This window comes from Candidatus Omnitrophota bacterium (assembly GCA_028715415.1).
In the GTDB taxonomy this organism is placed as follows: Bacteria; Omnitrophota; Gorgyraeia; order Gygaellales; family Profunditerraquicolaceae; genus JAQURX01.
The window spans coordinates 1-18,341 of sequence record JAQURX010000019.1 but is presented as its reverse complement, the minus strand read 5'-3'; the positions used below and the strand labels follow the sequence as shown (position 1 = coordinate 18,341).

Annotated in this window: 23 protein-coding genes and 1 tRNA gene; 22 read left to right on the top strand and 2 right to left on the bottom strand. The window is 38.1% G+C overall.

Annotation, left to right across the window (positions count from 1 at the left end; genetic code table 11):
* Window positions 1-13: 13 nt before the first annotated feature.
* From accC to aroB, 21 genes are all read left to right on the top strand, one after another.
* On the top strand, window positions 14-1,375 hold the full coding sequence (gene accC / locus PHO70_07970; GenBank protein ID MDD5432898.1) for an acetyl-CoA carboxylase biotin carboxylase subunit: 1,362 nt from the start codon (window positions 14-16) through the stop codon (window positions 1,373-1,375).
* Window positions 1,375-1,725, top strand: coding sequence for an Asp23/Gls24 family envelope stress response protein (locus tag PHO70_07965; GenBank protein MDD5432897.1), 351 nt, complete (start codon window positions 1,375-1,377; stop codon window positions 1,723-1,725). Before accC ends, PHO70_07965 begins: the two co-directional genes overlap by 1 nt.
* Before the next feature lie 9 nt (window positions 1,726-1,734).
* Window positions 1,735-2,355: an alkaline shock response membrane anchor protein AmaP gene (amaP, locus tag PHO70_07960; protein MDD5432896.1), complete on the top strand. Its 621-nt coding sequence runs from the start codon at window positions 1,735-1,737 to the stop codon at window positions 2,353-2,355.
* A gap of 15 nt (window positions 2,356-2,370) precedes the next feature.
* Window positions 2,371-3,402 carry a 6-phosphofructokinase gene (locus PHO70_07955; GenBank protein ID MDD5432895.1) on the top strand — a complete coding sequence of 344 codons (1,032 nt, stop codon included), beginning with the start codon at window positions 2,371-2,373 and terminating at the stop codon, window positions 3,400-3,402.
* A gap of 14 nt (window positions 3,403-3,416) precedes the next feature.
* Window positions 3,417-3,995: a D-sedoheptulose 7-phosphate isomerase gene (gene gmhA / locus PHO70_07950; GenBank protein MDD5432894.1), complete on the top strand. Its 579-nt coding sequence runs from the start codon at window positions 3,417-3,419 to the stop codon at window positions 3,993-3,995.
* Window positions 3,977-4,462 (top strand): D-glycero-beta-D-manno-heptose 1-phosphate adenylyltransferase, encoded by a 486-nt coding sequence (gene rfaE2, locus PHO70_07945; GenBank protein ID MDD5432893.1) that lies wholly within the window; start codon window positions 3,977-3,979, stop codon window positions 4,460-4,462. Before gmhA ends, rfaE2 begins: the two co-directional genes overlap by 19 nt.
* Window positions 4,440-4,886: a thiamine-phosphate pyrophosphorylase gene (locus PHO70_07940; protein ID MDD5432892.1), complete on the top strand. Its 447-nt coding sequence runs from the start codon at window positions 4,440-4,442 to the stop codon at window positions 4,884-4,886. The genes rfaE2 and PHO70_07940 overlap by 23 nt, the downstream gene beginning before the upstream one ends.
* Entirely contained in the window at window positions 4,831-5,469 is a 639-nt protein-coding gene (gene thiE / locus PHO70_07935) for a thiamine phosphate synthase (GenBank protein ID MDD5432891.1), read from the top strand. Before PHO70_07940 ends, thiE begins: the two co-directional genes overlap by 56 nt.
* A gap of 1 nt (window position 5,470) precedes the next feature.
* Window positions 5,471-6,754, top strand: coding sequence for a phosphomethylpyrimidine synthase ThiC (gene thiC / locus PHO70_07930; GenBank protein MDD5432890.1), 1,284 nt, complete (start codon window positions 5,471-5,473; stop codon window positions 6,752-6,754).
* A gap of 95 nt (window positions 6,755-6,849) precedes the next feature.
* Window positions 6,850-6,920, top strand: a tRNA-Gly gene (locus tag PHO70_07925).
* Between the two features lie 8 nt (window positions 6,921-6,928).
* Window positions 6,929-7,603: a LysM peptidoglycan-binding domain-containing M23 family metallopeptidase gene (locus PHO70_07920; protein MDD5432889.1), complete on the top strand. Its 675-nt coding sequence runs from the start codon at window positions 6,929-6,931 to the stop codon at window positions 7,601-7,603.
* A complete protein-coding gene (locus tag PHO70_07915) occupies window positions 7,600-9,192 on the top strand; it encodes a hypothetical protein (protein MDD5432888.1) in 1,593 nt (530 codons plus the stop codon). Before PHO70_07920 ends, PHO70_07915 begins: the two co-directional genes overlap by 4 nt.
* A 1-nt stretch (window position 9,193) precedes the next feature.
* Window positions 9,194-9,685 carry a metallophosphoesterase gene (locus PHO70_07910; GenBank protein MDD5432887.1) on the top strand — a complete coding sequence of 164 codons (492 nt, stop codon included), beginning with the start codon at window positions 9,194-9,196 and terminating at the stop codon, window positions 9,683-9,685.
* Window positions 9,686-9,687: 2 nt separating this feature from the next.
* Window positions 9,688-10,170 carry an HIT domain-containing protein gene (locus tag PHO70_07905; protein ID MDD5432886.1) on the top strand — a complete coding sequence of 161 codons (483 nt, stop codon included), beginning with the start codon at window positions 9,688-9,690 and terminating at the stop codon, window positions 10,168-10,170.
* Complete coding sequence (locus PHO70_07900; GenBank protein MDD5432885.1) at window positions 10,145-11,299, top strand: deoxyguanosinetriphosphate triphosphohydrolase; 1,155 nt, start codon at window positions 10,145-10,147, stop codon at window positions 11,297-11,299. Before PHO70_07905 ends, PHO70_07900 begins: the two co-directional genes overlap by 26 nt.
* Window positions 11,259-12,344 carry an HD domain-containing protein gene (locus tag PHO70_07895; GenBank protein ID MDD5432884.1) on the top strand — a complete coding sequence of 362 codons (1,086 nt, stop codon included), beginning with the start codon at window positions 11,259-11,261 and terminating at the stop codon, window positions 12,342-12,344. Before PHO70_07900 ends, PHO70_07895 begins: the two co-directional genes overlap by 41 nt.
* Before the next feature lie 36 nt (window positions 12,345-12,380).
* The gene (locus tag PHO70_07890; protein ID MDD5432883.1) at window positions 12,381-13,001 is read left to right on the top strand and encodes an SPOR domain-containing protein; all 621 of its coding nucleotides are present in this window, start codon (window positions 12,381-12,383) and stop codon (window positions 12,999-13,001) included.
* A 5-nt stretch (window positions 13,002-13,006) separates the two neighbouring features.
* Window positions 13,007-13,297, top strand: a complete 291-nt coding sequence (locus tag PHO70_07885; protein ID MDD5432882.1) for a small basic protein — start codon at window positions 13,007-13,009, stop codon at window positions 13,295-13,297.
* 18 nt (window positions 13,298-13,315) lie between these two features.
* Window positions 13,316-14,143: an SH3 domain-containing protein gene (locus tag PHO70_07880; GenBank protein MDD5432881.1), complete on the top strand. Its 828-nt coding sequence runs from the start codon at window positions 13,316-13,318 to the stop codon at window positions 14,141-14,143.
* Window positions 14,143-14,766: a site-2 protease family protein gene (locus PHO70_07875; protein MDD5432880.1), complete on the top strand. Its 624-nt coding sequence runs from the start codon at window positions 14,143-14,145 to the stop codon at window positions 14,764-14,766. The genes PHO70_07880 and PHO70_07875 overlap by 1 nt, the downstream gene beginning before the upstream one ends.
* 1 nt (window position 14,767) lies before the next feature.
* Window positions 14,768-15,853, top strand: coding sequence for a 3-dehydroquinate synthase (gene aroB / locus PHO70_07870; protein ID MDD5432879.1), 1,086 nt, complete (start codon window positions 14,768-14,770; stop codon window positions 15,851-15,853).
* Window positions 15,854-15,917: 64 nt separating this feature from the next.
* On the opposite strand, the gene PHO70_07865 is transcribed toward aroB, so the two are convergent.
* Both PHO70_07865 and PHO70_07860 read right to left on the bottom strand, forming a co-directional pair.
* Window positions 15,918-16,730, bottom strand: coding sequence for a hypothetical protein (locus tag PHO70_07865; GenBank protein MDD5432878.1), 813 nt, complete (start codon window positions 16,728-16,730; stop codon window positions 15,918-15,920).
* Entirely contained in the window at window positions 16,730-17,551 is an 822-nt protein-coding gene (locus PHO70_07860; protein ID MDD5432877.1) for an AAA family ATPase, read from the bottom strand. The genes PHO70_07865 and PHO70_07860 overlap by 1 nt, the downstream gene beginning before the upstream one ends.
* A 90-nt stretch (window positions 17,552-17,641) precedes the next feature.
* Between PHO70_07860 and PHO70_07855 the strand changes: the two genes are divergently transcribed.
* The coding region (locus tag PHO70_07855) for a hypothetical protein (protein ID MDD5432876.1) at window positions 17,642-18,341 on the top strand (700 nt) is incomplete at its 3' end.

Genomic DNA, 18,341 nt, shown 5'->3' with positions numbered 1-18,341 from the left:
CTCTTTTAAAATAATGTTTTCTAAAATCCTGATTGCAAATCGCGGCGAAATTGCCGTAAGAATTATCCGTGCCTGTAGAGAATTAGGCATCCGCACTGTAGCTGTTTTCTCTGAAGCTGACAGAAATTCACTCCACGTACGCCTTGCTGATGAGGCAATCTGTATTGGGCAGGCAGCAAGTTCCAACAGCTATCTAAATATACCAGCAATAATCAGCGCCGCAGAAATTACCGACGTTGAAGCAATTCATCCCGGATACGGTTTCCTGGCAGAAAACGCACATTTTGCTGAAATCTGCCAATCCTGTAAGATTACTTTTATCGGCCCTACTCCTGAAAACATCCGCCTAATGGGAGATAAAATGGCGGCACGCGCTGCAATGAAAAAAGCTGGGCTGCCTATTGTCCCAGGAAGCCAAAATCCTGTAAAAAATAAAGATGAAGCAATCAAAACCGCAAAAATGACCGGTTATCCGGTTATTATTAAAGCAGCTGCTGGTGGCGGCGGAAAAGGTATGAGAATTTGCCACAATGATTTAACACTCGTCTCAAGCTTAATGACAGCACAAGCTGAAGCAGAAGCTAATTTCGGAAACTCTTCCGTTTATATTGAAAAATACGTAGAAAAACCCCGCCATGTTGAGATCCAAATCATGGCCGATAAATACGGGCATATCGTACATTTAGGAGAAAGAGACTGCAGTATCCAAAGAAGGCACCAAAAATTATTAGAAGAATCCCCTTCGCCGGCAGTTGATGCTAAGCTGCGCAAACGGCTGGGCGAAGCAGCGCTAAGAGGAGTAAAATCTGCCGGATACAGCAGCGTTGGCACCATAGAATTTCTTCTTGATAAAAACAATAACTTCTATTTTATGGAAATGAATACAAGGATACAGGTTGAGCATTCTGTTACTGAGATGGTAACCGGTATTGACCTTGTCAAAGAACAAATCCGCATTGCCGCGGGTGAAAAACTTAAAATCCAGCAAGAAGATATCCAGATTAAAGGCGCTGCTATTGAGTGCCGGATTAACGCGGAAGACTTTGAGAATAACTTCATGCCATGCCCGGGTAAAATTGAAACATTGTATTTGCCGGGCGGCCCGGGTGTCAGGATTGATACGCATATTTATCCGGGATATTCAATTTCTCCTTACTATGATTCACTTGTCGCTAAAGTAATAACTCATGGGAAAAACCGCCAAGAGGCGATTAGTATTATGCAAAGAGCTTTAGGGGAATTTTATATCGCGCCCATTAAAACAACCATAGCTTTTCATAAACAGCTTTTAAGCAATGCCTTATTCTTAAAAGGTGATATTTCCACGCATTTTGTCCAAGAAATGATGAAACAAGGACAAAAAGGGGAAGAATAATGCAGAATGACGAATCCCGCACAGACTTAGGCACAATCAAAATCCATAAAAACGTCGTTGCTTCTGTAGCTTCAATTGCCGCAACCGAGATTGAAGGCGTCAAACGTATTGGGGTAAGTTTCCGGAGCAGCTTATTGGAATTACTGGGAAAAAAAGATTTATCAAATATTAAAGTAGAATTTGATAAAAATTACGGGGTAAAAATTGAAGTGCCTTTAGTCATACAATATGGATACAATATACCGGAAATCGCCAATAAGGCACAGGAGAACATTCGTCAGGCATTAGAAAAAATGACAAATCTCTCAATAAAAGATATTGATATTAGTATCCAAAGCATAGAAAAATAAGGAGGTAAAATGAGGGCATTAGGCGTTTTCTTTTATACAACAATCCTCGTTATTATCGGATTACTCATGATGGTTTTTTCTGTGGCATTTTCTTTTGAAAAACTTCAGCCTCTTTGTGAAAAATATATCTCTAACACTCTTCTAATAATTCAAGGCAATGCCAACTACCGGATAATCATCTTCCTCTCGGGTTTATTGCTAATATTGATCAGTTTTTCACTTGCACAATTAATCTTATCCCGTTTCCAAAGAGAAAAAACAATAGCTTTCTCAACCCCTTCAGGGAAAATTACCGTCGCGTTAACGGCCGTTGAAGACCTAATCAGAAGGCTTTCAAACCTTATTTCAGAAGTAAAAGAGCTAAGGCCTACCGTAATTGCAAATAGAAAAGGAATCATCATCGTTGATTTAAGAGTAATACTGAAATCTGAAGCAAACATGCCCGAACTTACTTCCCGGCTTCAGGAAATGACAAAATCGGAAATCCAGAGGGTTTTAGGGCTTGAACAAGAACCCGTTATCAACATACACATAGCGAAAATTGCTTCAATAGAAGAAAAAGATAAAAAAAGAAAAGAATTTGACAAACAAGAGCCGACAATACCATTTAGTGGTTACGGCAGAGTTTAACGGGAGGAAATAGTAATGACAAAGGTTGGAGTTCTTACAGGCGGAGGAGATTGTCCGGGTTTAAATCCAGTTATCAGGGCAGCAGTACGAAAAGGTTTACTTGAAGGATATGAATTTGTTGGAATAAAAAATGGCTGGAAAGGCCTTGTTATGGCTGACACTATGCCTTTAGATAGTTTGGCGGTTTCAGGGATCCTGCCAAAAGGCGGGACCATCCTCGGAACAAGCAGAACTAATCCTTATAAAAAAGAAGGCGATGTTCAAAAAGTAAAAGATAACTTTAAAAAACTTGGCCTTGATGCATTGATTGCAATCGGAGGAGAAGACACTCTTGGTGTTGCATCAAAATTAACCAAAGACGGATTGCCTAATATCGTCGGAGTTCCCAAAACTATAGATAACGACCTTTCAGCTACTGATTATACTTTTGGTTTTGACACAGCGATTAACGTTGCAACAGAATGTATTGACAGATTGCATACGACCGCAGAAAGCCACCATCGGATTATTGTTGCAGAAGTTATGGGAAGGCACGCCGGCTGGATCGCAATTGAATCCGGTATTGCCGGAGGAGCTGATGTAATCCTTATCCCTGAAGTTCCCATTGATATGGATGAAGTCTGTGAAATCATAAAAAAGAGACATGCCAGAGGAAAAACTTTCAGTATTGTTGTTGTCGCTGAGGGCGCTCATTTTAAAGATAACAGCCTTGTGCTGCAAGAACAAAAGCTTGACGCTTTTGGCCATGTAAGGCTTGGCGGTATCGGAGAAGCCCTTGCTGCTGAAATTGAAAAAAGGACGGGCTTTGAAACAAGAGTAAGTGTGCTTGGACACATTCAAAGAGGAGGAACTCCTACCGCATTTGACAGAGTTTTAGGAACGCGCTTCGGAGTAAAAGCCGTTGAATTAATAAAGAATAAAAAATTCGGGAGAATGGTTGCTCTGCAAGGAATAAAAATCATAGACGTTCCATTAGAAGAAGCAGTAAAAGCATTAAAACTGGTAGATATGGAGCTATACGACATTGCTAAAGTTTTCTTTGGCTAAATAAGAGGTATAAAATGAGAGATGAAATAACAGATATACTTTTGGAAAGCATTCATGTCAAAGAACAAATCCTGCGCAACAACATCGGGCAAATTAAAGAAATTGCCGACATCCTAATTGAAAGCCTGAAAAAAGGCGGTAAAGCTTTAATCTTTGGCAACGGCGGTTCTGCTGCAGACGCCCAGCATATGGCGGCCGAATTTATTGGAAGATTTAAAAAAGACAGGAGTGCGTTGGCTGCGATTTCCTTAAACACCAATACTTCTGTTCTAACTTCCCTGGCAAATGATTATGGCTACGAAGTCATCTTTGCTAAGCAGGTTGAGGCTTTAGGACAAAAGAATGACATAATATTTGCTATTTCAACAAGCGGAAAAGCGAAAAATGTTGCTTTAGGAATAAAACAAGCAAAAAAGATGGGTATTCGGTCTATTGCACTTACTGGTGGCGACGGCGGGGAACTTGCTAAACTTGCTGACGTAGCTTTAATTGTTCCATCCAATATAACCGCCAGGATTCAGGAATCACATATAACCATAATACATATTATCTGTGAACTCGTGGAGCAAACACTTTGTCAAGACGTAAAATAAAAACTACAAGCCAGATCAAGAAAATTGCTTCAGGCCTTCATAGGCAAGGAAAAAAAATCGTTTTTACTAACGGTTGTTTTGATTTAATACATTTCGGCCACGTGATGTATTTAGAAAAAGCAAGATCAAAAGGCGACATCCTCATCCTCGGGCTAAATTCGGATTCTTCGGTAAAAAGGATTAAAGGAAACAAAAGGCCCATAGTAAGCCAAGACGATAGAGCAGGAGTCCTTGAAGCCTTGGAAAGCGTTGATTATGTCGTAATCTTTAATGAAGATACCCCTCTTGAAACCATTAAAGCAATAAAACCCGATGCACTGGTTAAGGGAAGCGATTGGAAAAAAAATAATATAGTAGGTGCCGAATTTGTAAGAAGCTATGGCGGGAAAATTTACACCATTACTTTGGCTTCCGGGCGCTCAACTACAAACTTAATCAATAAAATTGTCAAAACCTTTAAAAACTAAAGCAATCAACAGGATTATTGACGCGAATATTAATCGTGCTAAAGAAGGCCTGCGCGTTACAGAAGAAATCACCCGCTTCATCCTTGATAACCGCTCTTTAACAGAAGATTTAAAAAAGATCAGGCACTCATTGGATAGCATTCTAAATAAATTTCCCGCCAAGAAAGAATTGCTTGAACAAAGATACAGCCTAAGGGACGTCGGGTTTGATATTTTTGTTAAAAGTGAATTTAAACGCAAAGATTTTAAAGATATTTTCTTTGCGAATATGCAACGCGTTAAAGAATCAATCAGGGTCTTGGAGGAGTTTTCCAAACTAATAGATACAAAAATTGCTTCTGGATTTAAGAAAATCAGGTACAACATCTATGAAACTGAGAAAAAAATTGCTAAAAAAATCCTTTCTTTACCTAATCATAGATAAAGAGATTCTTAAAGATACCTCGGTAACAGAAATTGCCAGCAAGGTAAAGAATATGGGTGTAGACATAATTCAATACAGGGATAAAACATCAGATAAAAAATCTATTTTAAAAAATGCCTTCCAGCTGCGCAATATTCTTGCAGGCACAAAAACACTCTTTATTATCAATGATTATATAGACATAGCCATGGTCACCGATAGCGATGGAGTCCATCTTGGGCAACAAGACATCCCTCTTACGCTTGCCAGAAAAATTTTAGGAAAAAATAAACTAATCGGTGTATCATGCTCTAATTTAAAAGAAGCCCTATTAGCCCAGAAACAGGGGGCAGACTACATTGGGTTAGGAGCAATTTTCTCAACTCCAACCAAGCCGGAACGAAAAGCCATCGGCTTAAAATCAATTGAATCTGTTAAAGAAAGAATTAAAATACCGTTTTTCGTAATCGGCGGAATAAATTCCAAAAACTTAAAATTGGTTATGTCAAATGGCGCAAGAAGAGTTGCTGTTTGCAGAGAAATCTGCCTTGCGAACAATATTGCCTCACAAACCAAGATGATTTCAAAACTACTGAATAATTAAAATGACTCAATTAGAATACGCATCCAAGAATATTTTAACTGATTTAATGAAGAAAGTTGCAAAAATGGAAGGGCTTCCCCCAAAAACCATTCTTGAAGGGATAAAAAACGGTTCTATAGTCATTCCTCTTAACAAACACCACAAGATCAGCAAACCCTGCGCTGTAGGAAAAGGCCTGCGTACAAAAATTAACGCCAATATCGGGACATCTACGGATAAATGTGAAATAAAAAGCGAACTAAAGAAACTTGAAGCAGCAGAAAAATACGGCGCTGACACGATAATGGATTTAAGCGTCGGAGAAAACCTGCAAAAAACAAGAAAAGAAATAATGGGCGCTTCCAACATACCTGTCGGCACAGTCCCAATTTATGAAATTGCGGTTAACGCTCAGAAGAAAAGAGGTAATTTTTTAAAATTCACCATTGAAGATATACTTGACACATTAGAAGCTCAGGGAAAACAGGGAGTTGATTTCTTTACTATACATTCTGGAGTAACTATCAATACCACAAATACAATCAAAGAATCTAAAAGAGTCCTGGGAATAGTTTCAAGAGGGGGAGCAATAATAGCAAGCTGGATTAATTCCAACAAAAAAGAAAACCCTTTTTATCAATATTTTGACCGTATCTTGGATATCGCATATAAATATGATGTCTGTTTAAGCTTAGGAGACGGCCTTCGCCCGGGCTCCATACTTGATGCAACCGACAAAGGGCAGATCGCAGAACTTAAGATACTTGGCCAATTAGCAAAACAGGCAAGAAAAAAATTCGTCCAGGTAATGATTGAAGGGCCGGGCCATGTTCCATTAAACCAGATCAAAGAAAACATTTCTCTGCAAAAGAAAATTTGCAATGGAGCCCCTTTTTATGTCCTTGGGCCGCTTGTTACCGATGTAGGAGCGGGCTATGACCATATCACTTCCGCTATCGGAGGAGCATTGGCGGCAAGCTATGGAGCTGATTTTCTATGCTATGTTACACCTTCAGAACATTTAAGGCATCCTACAATAAATGACGTAAGAGAAGGCGTGATTGCATCAAGGATCGCTGCCCACGCAGCTGATATAACAAAGGGTGTTAAAGGTGCTCTTAGCTGGGACAAAGAAATGTCCCTTGCCCGTCAAAAAAGAGACTGGAAAAAACAAATTAAATTAGCAATTGATCCGGATAAAGCAAAAGAATTCCGGCTTTCATCAAAACCTAATGATTCGGATGTCTGCACTATGTGCGGTAAGTATTGTTCTATAAAATTAATGGAAGAGTGCCTGCGGGTGTAGTTTCCCGCAAAACTAGCATTACAGACACTTGGCGGGATCCCGCATCAAGCATATTAAGCGTTAATTGCGGGACAGTGGTGGCATAAGAATAATTTGCGGGTGTAGTTCAGTGGTAGAACACTAGCTTCCCAAGCTAGATATGGCGGTTCGATTCCGCTCACCCGCTTTTAAAAAATGAAAAACGTAAAACATATTTTTCTAACGTTAACTCTGTCTTTGCTTGCGCTGTTTTTCTCGGGTTGCGCCTCTCAACCAATTATTCCATCCACTAAGATTGAAGGCTTGCCGGGGATATACCACAAAGTGGAAAAAGGGGAAACCCTTTGGCGTATTTCAAAAATGTATAATATAGACATTGACGAAATAATCCGGGTAAATAGGATTCCTGAATCAAGCTCCATAGAAATAGGACAGTTAATCTTTATCCCAAATCAAAAAAAACAAACCAGCCAACCTGCAATAAAATATTCCTCTTCTGATGATTTTACCTGGCCAGCAAAAGGAAGAATCCTGCTAGGATTTGGGCAGACTTCCAACAACATACTTAACAAAGGAATAAACATACAGGCTATTGAAAGCACTGATGTGATTGCAGCAAGAAACGGAAGAGTTTCCTTTTGCGCTGATGAATTCGGGCAATTCGGAAAAACAATAATCATTGACCATCAGGACGGATTCTTTACAATATATTCCAGAAATTCAAAAGTATTTGTCAAACCTGGGGATAGTGTTCAAAAAGGCGCTGTTATAGCCAAGGTTGGCAACGCCTCAAGGGACAAAAACAATTACCTGCATTTTGAAATAAGAAAAGGCCCTTACCCCCAAAACCCTAATTATTATCTCCCATGATAACCCAAGAATTTCTTGACCGAAAAACCTACACAGATCTTCTTAATAAACGCTTAAAAGGCCTTTTAAGCGGGTACCGGCAGAATATTGCCATTATCGGAGAAGAACTAGTCGGTAAGACTTCCATAATCTTTAAGTTTCTTGAAAAGTTCTACGACAACAGGATTGTTATATCCTATCTCGAGATAAGGCAAGAATCCCTTGAGTATTTCGTAAAAAGATTTATCGGAGTGCTTTTGTATAATTTTTTAATAAATAGCGACGTTGTGCTTAAAGACGACATTAATTTCTTAATTGAAAAATCAGAAAAATATATTCCTAAAACTGTTGAAAAGATTAAATCAATCCTTAGCCTCGTAAAAAAGAAAAAACAAACTGAAATCTTCACTGAGTTATTCAGCCTACCAGAGATATTGCATTCAGAAACAGGGAAACATTGCGTAATAATTCTTGATGAATTCCTCAACTTAGAGAAATTGGGTTTTAAGAACCTCTACAGAGAATGGTCAAAACTCTTAATTACCCAGAAACACACAATGTATATCATTGTTAGCTCTTTGGAATTTAAAGCAAAAACTACCCTTACAAAACATTTATCATTACTATTCGGGAATTTTGAAGTTATCCAAGTTGAACCCTTGGATATAAAGACTAGCGAACAATACCTTGAACAAAAGCTCAGCGGTTTAAGCCTTAACTCCGGCCTTAAGAATTTTGTGGTGCATTTTTCAGGGGGATACCCGCTTTATTTAAGAGTAATCGCCGAAGAATTATCAAAATCAAAAGAACAAAATCTTGCAGAAATACTGGAAAACCTGCTTTTTGATGCCTCAGGAACACTTAACCAGAGATTCTCCAATTATATCAAACGTTTTCAAGACTCAAATTATGGAAATGATTACATTTCAATTTTATACCTTATATCCTGTGGCAGGAATAAAATCAAGGACATCGCGCATTTGCTTCATAAACAACAAAAAGAATTATTCTTAAGGATAAACCACTTACTGGAACTTGACACTATTATTAGAAGCGGCGACTTCTTAAGGATTAATGACAGGGTTTTTAGCTTTTGGCTCAGGTTTATCCATGAAGAGAAATTAAATTCCCTGACGTTTGATGCAAGAAAACAAAAAGCCTTATTCAAAGATAAAATTGGAGCGATAATTAACGAGTTCCTTGCGAGCACACATAAGCCTCTAACTGAAAGAATGACTGAATTATTAAGGCTCTTTGAAGATGAGATGATTCAGATGGAGAGAAAAAAGATCCGGTTAGACCATTTCAGAGAGATTAAACAATTGGAATTCTCTAACGGAAGGTTAAAAGATGGTCTGATTGGCCGCTCCAGCGACTGCCTATGGATAGTGGGAGTAAAAAAAGAGGTTTTAACAGAAGAAGACGTTGCTGATTTTGCCAAAGAATGTAAAAAATACCGTCATAAACTGCAAAGAAAAGTTATTGTTACGTTAAATGACATTGATGCAAACACAAGGCTAAGGGCATTGGAAGAAAAAGTCTGGACTTGGGATATTAACAACCTAAACCTTATCTTTGACCTGTTTTCTAAACCGGGTATTACTGCTTAATATGATAAAAATAGTAGTTATCTCTGATACGCATATCCCTGAACGATCAACCGAAATACCAAAAAAGCTTCTTGATGACCTTAAAACCGCAGACATGATTATCCATGCCGGGGACCTTGTTGATATAAGTGTTTTGGAAACCCTTAAAAAAATCTGTCCAAACGTAAAAGCGGTTCAAGGAAATATGGACCATGAAGAAGTTAAAACTATTCTGCCGGAAAAGGAAGTTTTTAAAATCGGCAAGTATAGAATCGGGCTTGCTCATGGATGGGGGGCCCCAAGTAAATTAATTGAGGTTTTAACTACTGCTTTTGAAAACATCCCCGTTGATATCATTATTTTCGGCCATTCGCATTGCAGTGTAAATGAGAAAATCAACGGAATTCTTTATTTTAACCCCGGAAGCCCAACGGATAAAATCTTCGCGGCTTCCAATTCTTATGGTATAATAGAAATCAACGATAAAATTGAAGCAAAGATAATTAAATTATAAAAATGGACAAATTGTGGGCCCCTTGGAGAATTAATTACATTAGAGGCAAGAAAAAGAAAGGCTGTATTTTTTGCATAGGCGCAAAAAAACCAGAAGAAAACCACGTTTTTATCAAAACGCGCCACTCTATAGCAATACTTAATACTTTTCCTTACAATAGCGGGCATGTTATGGTCTGCCCTTTAAGGCACGTAAAAGACATTGAACAATTAAGCGAAATAGAAATCCTTGATCTTTTTTCAACCTTAAAAAAAGCTAAAAAAATGCTTACGGAAACTTTAAAACCGGAAGGTTTTAATATAGGAATTAACCTTTCAAAACCAGCAGGCGCAGGGATTACTAATCATATTCACATCCATATCGTCCCGCGCTGGACAGGGGATACAAATTTCATGCCCACGCTTTTCTCAACCAAAGTAATCTCCCAATCTTTAGAAGAATTATACAAACTATTAAAAAATGCTGAATCAAAACGAAATAAATAAGTTTGAGAATGTACTCCTGGCTCCTTACGCAATGAAAAGTTGCGAAACAAGAGGCAGAGTACACAAAGAACCGGAACATCCATACAGGTCTGCCTATCAAAGAGACCGCGACAGAGTTATTCATTCCGCAGCATTTAGAAGGCTTGAATACAAAACTCAGGTTTTTGTTAACCACGAGGGAGATTATTACCGTACACGTTTAACGCATACCCTTGAAGTAGCCCAGATTGCCCGCACTATCGCAATGAGCCTGCGTTTAAATGTTGACCTTACTGAAGCCTTGGCCCTTGCCCATGACTTAGGGCATACTGCCTTTGGGCATGCAGGTGAAGAAATTTTAAATGAGCTGATGGCGAAATACGGCGGGTTTAACCATAATGCTCACGGGTTAAGAGTAGTTGATTATCTTGAAGAAAGATACCCTGATTTCTGCGGGCTGAATTTAACATGGGAAGTAAGAGAGGGGATTGTCAAACATTCATCGGCGTTTGACGTTTCCGTAGCAATCAAAGCCTTGGCTCCAAAAGAAATGCCCACCCTTGAAACTCAAATCGTTGATATCGCAGATGAAATCGCATATGATAATCACGACCTTGACGATGGCTTAACTTCCGGGCTAATTAAGTTTTCAGATTTGGAGAATTTAGAAATCTGGAGGGATATCTACAGGAATATTGCAAAATCATATCCGAACATTGACCAGACAAAAAAGAAATACCTCATTATTAAATCCTTGATTGACCTGCAAGTTACTGATTTAATCAAACAAACTGAAAAAAATATAAAAGACCTTAAACTTAAATCTCCTGAAGCTGTAAAAAAATTAAATAAAAAAGTTGTCACATTCAGTAAAGATATGTTAGAATTAAGGAAGCCCTTACGCTCATTCCTGATGAATAGGCTCTACCATCATTATAGGGTGGTAAGAATGAGCACAAAGGCAAAACGTTTCATAAAAGAATTATTTGAAATATACATGGATAAGCCTGAAATGTTGCCCCCGGAAATCCAAAAAAGAATTCCCGAGGACGGCAAAAGGCGTGTTGTCTGCGATTATATTGCCGCGATGACAGATAGGTATGCTTTAAATGAATACAAAAAATTATTCGACCCCTACGAAAAAGTATAAGTCCTTAATCTCATCAATGCATTCTATCTATAGGCTGATTAATTCAACCTATCAGTTAAGAGATTTGATCAGCCGCTTAAGCCGGCTCATCTGCCAGATATTTAGCGCACATTCCTGCTCAATTATCCTGCTTGACACTTCCAAAAAATATTCTATTTTAAAATGCATCGCAAGCGATAGAAAAAAAATCATTAACGATAAAAAATCAAAAATCACTTCAGGAATAGAAAAAAAGATACTAAAAACCCTCACCTCGGTTAGAAAAAATAACATCTTGGCTGTCCCTCTTATTTGCGATGACATAATTGGGGTTGTTGTAATAAAAAGAAAGAAGAACTCACCAAAATTTGAAATAGCCGACCAGGAACTGTTAATGGCTTTGGTTGAGCAATCCATAATTGGAGTTAAAAATTTACAGTTATGCGAAGACCAGCAAAGAATAGTTTTAGGAAGCATAAAATCGCTGGTTACGCTTTTAGACACAAGAGTCCCATCGGAATATACTCATTCGCCTTATTTTAGCAAGCTTGTCTCTGCGATTGGCATAGAGATGCATTTGGATGAAAAACAAATTGAGAGTTTGAAATATGCAAGCCTTCTTCATGACACTGGGAAAGCTGATATCCCGCTTGAGATTCTTACAAAAACTACGAAATTAACTCCCCAAGAATACGATATTATAAAAAACCACCCCGTTAAAGGAGCGCAAATTCTAAAGCCTCTTCAAGTACTAAAGCCGGTAATCCCGATTATCATGCACCACCACGAAAAATTTAATGGCACAGGATACCCTTCACGGTTAAAGAAAGGACAAATCCCACAGGGAGCTCGTATTATGGCTGTAGCAGACGCCTTTGAGGCTATGGTCTACGGCAGGCCTTACCGCGAAAGAATGGATACCGCCACAGCAATCAAAGAAATCAAGAAAAAAAGCGGAATTCAATTTGACCCCAAAGTAGTAGAAGCCTTCCTAAAAGTAATCAAGAAGATTAACTCAAAAAACTACTTGAAAACACCCCCCAGTAAGGTGTATAATAAAGAATAAGAAACTAGTCAATTAGCTAATCTAAATTCAAAAAATATGGAAGACAATAATAATTCTCAGCTAGAACTCTTTACTGAATCAAATAATACGCAAGATTCACAAAGACAAAAGAATAAGAAGCCCTTTTTAAACCGCATTTGGGAATTTGAAAAGAGCATCCTTGTTATTGCGGGATTCATAATTGGCTGTATTATCAGTTTTTCATTAGGAGTTGAAAAAGGAAAGAGGCTTGCTTTTAATATTAATGTTTCGCGGCTTGACATAGCTAAAAATGTAGTGCCTGTTCAAAATAAACAGGTTATCAATGATTCAAAAACTTCACAAATTAGCAATCAGCTGCCTACTGAAGGCTTAATCAGCAAATCAAAACTGCCTTTAAACAATCAAATAGCAAAGCAAAACGCCGGCGAAAATCAGCAAATTGCTAAAAATGGAAATAATTCAACTTTTACCATTCAATTAGCAAGTTACAAAACAAAGATAAACGCACAAAAAGAAGCTAGTATATTAAAAGCAAAAGGGCTTAACCCATTAGTGTTACCTAAAGGAAAAATGACAATATTATGCGTAGGAAATTTTATTAATCAAGAAACGGCTCAATCGCTGCTTACGCAATTAAGAAAACGATACGCGGACTGCCGTATAAGGAGGTTGTAAGAAACATGTCTATCCATCCATCATTAGCAATATCCGAAAAAGATAAAAAACAAAGATCAGTCCTAAAACGCACAGAGCGCATTAGGATGATGGCTGAAAAAGGCCAATGGAAAGACGGAGATAAAGTCTTCGGTCTTCCCAAGATTAAGACAATACGAATCAAGATTAAGAAAGAAAAGGTTGAGAAAGCCGCAGAAGGGACTACTGCAGAAGGGACTACTGCCCCAGCAGCTGCCGCAGGAAAAGAACAAGCTGGAGCTGGTAAACAAGGCGCCAAGGCACCTGAAAAGAAATAAAATCCTTTTAAACTATCCATGCGCTTAAATTCAATAAAAATTCTTTGCTGTCTGGTTTTTTTATCGGCTTTTGCCTGCCTAAACAATTGCTTCTCAGAAGAATCTTTTCCTTTTCTTGGAGAAGTCAACGGTAACAAGATTAATTTAAGAGCCGACTCCAGGACTTCTTCGGAGATAATCTGCATACTTGAAAAATCAGAAAAGGTTGAAGTTGTTGCAAGCGCAAATGACTGGTATAAGGTAAGGCTTCCGAAACGAGCTGCTTGCTATATAAAGGCCTCTTTTTTAGAATGCCTTAATTACGAAAAAGCCAGCACTTCCGCGGGCCTGCCGCAAACAGAGCAGAAAACAAAATGCCTTAATGCAAAGGCTCTTAAAGACAGGATTAATATCCGCCTTGGCCCAAATGAATCTACCCCAATCTTAGGCACTTTGGACATAAACGAAGTAGTAAATATCCTTGAAGAAACCTCGGGTTGGGCTAAAATTGAACCGATTCAAAATAGTTTTGGTTGGGTATACAAGAAATTTGTAAACAGAACAGGGGATATTTCACCTGCAGTAACCATTAAACCAAATACAAGCCTTCCCGTAAATACAGAAAAAAATCCTACTAACGAAATTATTACAGTTGAAGGTATAATTAAGCCTTACGGAAAGGTTTTTAACCGGGCCGCAACACATAAACTCTTTACTAAAAACAACGAAATCTTTCTGTTAAAAGGAAACAAAAAAAGCCTTGAATCACTTAATTTCCAAAAAGTAAAGGTTACTGGAAATAAAATGAACCTGCCTAAACAGAAATTCACCGTGATTGAAGTAAAAAATATTGAGCTGGTAAATTAATGCCTGGGCTAATCATTTCCTTTGTAATTTCTTTTGGGCTATTGATTATAGCAATGACCGTGCATGAATTCTCCCACGGCTGGACTGCCTACATGTTAGGGGATAAAACTGCGAAATATTCCGGCAGATTGACCCTTAACCCATTAGCACACATTGATCCAATCTGGACTGTAGTCATTCCGTTATTTTTATATTTATCAAGTGGCGGCAAATTCATTTTTGGCGCTGCAAAACCGGTTCCTATAAATTATTGGGCGCTAAGGAATCCAAAAAAAGACATTATCTGGGTTGGCCTAAGCGGGCCTTTATCCAATTTTATTTTTGCCACGATTCTAGCTTTTATCATCAGGTTTGTTTCTCTTCCTTCACTAATAAGCTATCTTACCGTAAACTTAATAGTAATAAATGTAGTATTGGGAGTCTTTAACCTCATCCCCATACCACCACTGGATGGCTCAAGAGTATTGGCAGGATTGCTTCCCGATGATCTTTCTTACAGATACTCACAGATTGAGCCTTATTCTTTTGTTATCCTTATGGTGCTTATCTGGCTGGGGATTTTCGGATGGATCGTCTGGCCGATAGTTGAATTTATCTTAAGATTACTTGGAGTTGCCGCTTAATATGCATACTATAAAACTTAATTTAGATAAAAGGTCTTATAAAATCATAGTTGGGTACAATATCATAAACTTATTAGGTGATTACCTTATTAAGCTTAATATAGGTATAGACGCTTATATAATCACGAACTCGCTAATCAAAAACAAATTCGGGGGCACTTTAAATAAAATCCTAAAGCAATCAGGATTTAGCGTTAAATTTAAAACCATTCCCGATTCAGAACAAAGCAAATCTTTAGAGTTAGCCGCAACAATAATTAAAGATATTGCAAATTACGACAAGAAAAAGCAAGTATTCATTATTGCTCTTGGCGGAGGAGTAGCTGGAGATTTAACAGGTTTTATTGCCTCAATATATAAACGAGGGATACCCTACATACAGATACCTACCACCCTATTAGCACAGGTTGACTCCAGCATAGGAGGAAAGACTGCAGTAGATTTAGCCCAGGCCAAGAATTTAGCTGGTTCATTCTACCAGCCAAAGATAGTCTTTAGCGACGTTGCGCTTCTTTCTTCCTTAGGCACAAGGCAAATACACTCGGGCCTTGCTGAAGTAATAAAATACGCGATAATAAAAGACGCAAAGTTATTTACTTTCTTGGAAGAAAACCTTAGCAACATTCTTAGCCTAAAATCATCTGCTTTGGAAGAAATTGTAAAAAGCTGCAGTAAAATCAAAGCTCAAATCGTTGGAAATGATGAAAAAGAAGAAAAGGGGATAAGGACAATATTGAATTTCGGGCATACTATTGGGCATGCCATTGAAGCAGCATGCGGATACAAGAAATATACCCATGGCGAAGCAATTGCTTTAGGGATGCTTGTCGCAACTGATATTAGCAAAGAACTAAGGCTTATTAACGACTCAACAAAAAACAAAATTGAAAACTTGATTAAAAACTCTGGGCTGCCTACAAAAATTGAAGGAGTTTCTTTACCTAAGATTATAAACGCCCACTACCGCGATAAAAAGTTTATCGGTAAAACCAATCGTTTTGTTTTGATAACCGGAATCGGTAAAACTAAAATCGTAAAAAACATTCCACTTCCTGTAATAATTAAAGCTATAAAGAATCGAGTTTAAAAAAAAGGGACGGTTCTATTTTTTAAGTTTAATGAGCTTAAGAAAAACAGAATCGTCCCTTTATTTATTTTAACCGCGTAGAAAGCTTAATAATTGAGCCTTCAGTTTCCAGTTCAACCAACTCATCGGTAATCTTTTTCACAACCGCACCATTTATAGTATCCCCGACCTTTACAATCTGGTTGTTTACCAATGCATATCCGCCTTTATCCTCAGAAAAGAAGATTCCGTTAAGAATAAAAGGTTCTTGGGAAGCCTGACTTTTTGGCTCAAACTGTTTTTTAACAACCTGGGGGATCAATGAAACAGGGGAAGCTGCCGGCGGCTGAGCCGGAGGAGTTGTTGGAACAGCAGGAGAGGGAACAGCAGGAGATGAAACCGAAGTGATGGGCGTAGACATCTGGGGCGCTAAAGTTTCTATCTTTTCTTTCGGGGTAATTGTTGTTTTATAAGGTGACACTTGAGGCACTTTTTTCTTATCTTTAGATTTATCTTTACCTCCGGGTAAAAACGACTGGATAGAATTAGGCATAATTTTTAATAAATCATTATAAACATTCTTTAATGTCCCCCTTGAAAAATAAGCCAATGCAACAAACAAAATAAACATGACAATAGGCCTAAAACTAAATTTATCTTTTGGCTTATCAGTTGGCTTTGACACAACCTGTTGAAGCTGATTTGGATTAGCGTAAAGGTTGGGAGGAGGAACAACGGTTTTTGATGGGACAATAATATCAGGTTGTTTGATTACAGGTGGCTGCTGTGCTACAGGTGTATTTATTAGCTGCTGTTCAGGCTTATTTTCCGTTTTATCGGAAGAATGAGGACTAATACCTTTCTGAATCTTCTTTAAAGCATCGTTTATTATACTCATTAGCGCTCTCCTACAAGATAGGGTTCCAGTTCATCAAGGCATTTCTCAATTATATTTAAATCTATAGCACAGGCTTCAGCAACAAAACCTGCAAGCAAAGCACGGTCGCAAATCATATTAATAAGGCGGGGGGTCCCTCCGGAGAAAAAAGAAATTTTATCTATAGCCTCTTCGGTAAATTCTATATTATTACTGCCACCGGCAATATTTATACGATGCTTTATATAATCTTTTATCTCAAGCTTGTCTAAAGGGCTTATATGGTATCTAACCATAACTCGTTGCCTTAGCTGCCTTAAATCATAAAGATCCAGCTTCCGGTTAAGCTCCGGCTGGCCTACTAAAACAACTTGCAATAATTTTTCTTTTTCCGTCTCAAGATTAGATAAAAGCCTGATCTGCTCTAAGATAGGAGGCTTTAAATTCTGTGCTTCATCAATAATTAACACGATATTATTCCCCGATTCCGATTCATTAAGAAGAAAATCATTTAATTCAGAGACTAAAGCGAGGCGGGATTTACCTTTAGAACTAATCCCAAAATCTTTAATTATCGCTTCAAGTAATTGTGTTTCAGAGAAATGCGGATTAAGGATAAAAGCGGTCTTTACATTTTTTTCTAATTGATTTAATAAAAAACGGCAGATTGTTGTTTTTCCCGTCCCAATTTCCCCGGTTAAAACAATAATTCCTCTTCTTTGCGTAACTCCGTATAAAAGATGTGCTAATGCTTCTTTATGCTTAAGGCTTGAGAAAAAAAAGGAGGGATCGGAAGTGATATTAAACGGGCGCTCTTTTAAACCGTAAAAATTGCAATACATAATTACCTCTTTAACCGTATTATAACAAAGAATTAATTATTGTAAAGTAAGTAAAAATATTATATACTTTAAACACAAAGGGAGGTTAACATGAAAAATCTCAGAACAATATTTTCAACCGTTGCAATTGTTTTGTTTTCATCTACTTTTTGTTTTGCCCAAGAAGATATTACAATAACTACCTATTATCCTTCACCAAGTGGTAACTATAATAATTTATTTGTAACTAACGGCGAAGCTATTGGAGATACTTCTGGAGACGGACGAGTCAACGCAACTGACTTGTCTCCTATCGCTGGAAGCTTAACAGCGAGTGGAAGAATAGGAATAGGGACAAATGCTCCTGTAGCTAGGTTAGATATCCTAGATAGCACTAACGCAAACAACAATGAAAAACTTGCCATAAGGCGCAGAGGAGTAGGTGACGTAGGATTAAGTTTCCAGCAAAATGGTGTTGCTGCTTTTGGGCTGGTCCATCGCGCAGGCGTGGATGGAGGGTTGTCATTTCTTAATAACTATTGGGAAGGGCCTGGAGGCGGAGGGACTGAAATCATGCGTATTCTAGGAGGGGGGAATGTCGGCATAGGCACTTCGAATCCTACCGTAAGACTAGATGTAAGAGATGATACCACAAATAATCGCAACATAAAACTTGCCCTAAAAAGAACAAACTCTGGAGATGTAGGTGTAAGTTTTCAACAAAATGGGCAAGCCGCATTTGGAATTATTCACCGCGCGGGAACAGTAGCAACAGGCTCGGACTTGGCATTTGTGCATGACTATTGGGAAG

What these genes read in the sequence shown, in the direction of transcription:
- gmhA (MDD5432894.1), top strand. Translation starts at nt 3,417, where the DNA reads ATGAGAGATGAAATAACAGATATACTTTTGGAAAGCATTCATGTCAAA.
- amaP (MDD5432896.1), top strand. Translation starts at nt 1,735, where the DNA reads ATGAGGGCATTAGGCGTTTTCTTTTATACAACAATCCTCGTTATTATC.
- PHO70_07865 (MDD5432878.1), bottom strand. Translation starts at nt 16,730, where the DNA reads ATGAGTATAATAAACGATGCTTTAAAGAAGATTCAGAAAGGTATTAGT.
- thiC (MDD5432890.1), top strand. Translation starts at nt 5,471, where the DNA reads ATGACTCAATTAGAATACGCATCCAAGAATATTTTAACTGATTTAATG.
- PHO70_07880 (MDD5432881.1), top strand. Translation starts at nt 13,316, where the DNA reads ATGCGCTTAAATTCAATAAAAATTCTTTGCTGTCTGGTTTTTTTATCG.
- PHO70_07860 (MDD5432877.1), bottom strand. Translation starts at nt 17,551, where the DNA reads ATGTATTGCAATTTTTACGGTTTAAAAGAGCGCCCGTTTAATATCACT.
- PHO70_07905 (MDD5432886.1), top strand. Translation starts at nt 9,688, where the DNA reads ATGGACAAATTGTGGGCCCCTTGGAGAATTAATTACATTAGAGGCAAG.
- PHO70_07890 (MDD5432883.1), top strand. Translation starts at nt 12,381, where the DNA reads ATGGAAGACAATAATAATTCTCAGCTAGAACTCTTTACTGAATCAAAT.
- PHO70_07910 (MDD5432887.1), top strand. Translation starts at nt 9,194, where the DNA reads ATGATAAAAATAGTAGTTATCTCTGATACGCATATCCCTGAACGATCA.
- PHO70_07900 (MDD5432885.1), top strand. Translation starts at nt 10,145, where the DNA reads ATGCTGAATCAAAACGAAATAAATAAGTTTGAGAATGTACTCCTGGCT.
- accC (MDD5432898.1), top strand. Translation starts at nt 14, where the DNA reads ATGTTTTCTAAAATCCTGATTGCAAATCGCGGCGAAATTGCCGTAAGA.
- PHO70_07955 (MDD5432895.1), top strand. Translation starts at nt 2,371, where the DNA reads ATGACAAAGGTTGGAGTTCTTACAGGCGGAGGAGATTGTCCGGGTTTA.
- PHO70_07920 (MDD5432889.1), top strand. Translation starts at nt 6,929, where the DNA reads ATGAAAAACGTAAAACATATTTTTCTAACGTTAACTCTGTCTTTGCTT.
- PHO70_07885 (MDD5432882.1), top strand. Translation starts at nt 13,007, where the DNA reads ATGTCTATCCATCCATCATTAGCAATATCCGAAAAAGATAAAAAACAA.
- PHO70_07915 (MDD5432888.1), top strand. Translation starts at nt 7,600, where the DNA reads ATGATAACCCAAGAATTTCTTGACCGAAAAACCTACACAGATCTTCTT.
- thiE (MDD5432891.1), top strand. Translation starts at nt 4,831, where the DNA reads ATGAAACTGAGAAAAAAATTGCTAAAAAAATCCTTTCTTTACCTAATC.
- aroB (MDD5432879.1), top strand. Translation starts at nt 14,768, where the DNA reads ATGCATACTATAAAACTTAATTTAGATAAAAGGTCTTATAAAATCATA.
- PHO70_07875 (MDD5432880.1), top strand. Translation starts at nt 14,143, where the DNA reads ATGCCTGGGCTAATCATTTCCTTTGTAATTTCTTTTGGGCTATTGATT.
- PHO70_07965 (MDD5432897.1), top strand. Translation starts at nt 1,375, where the DNA reads ATGCAGAATGACGAATCCCGCACAGACTTAGGCACAATCAAAATCCAT.
- PHO70_07895 (MDD5432884.1), top strand. Translation starts at nt 11,259, where the DNA reads ATGAATACAAAAAATTATTCGACCCCTACGAAAAAGTATAAGTCCTTA.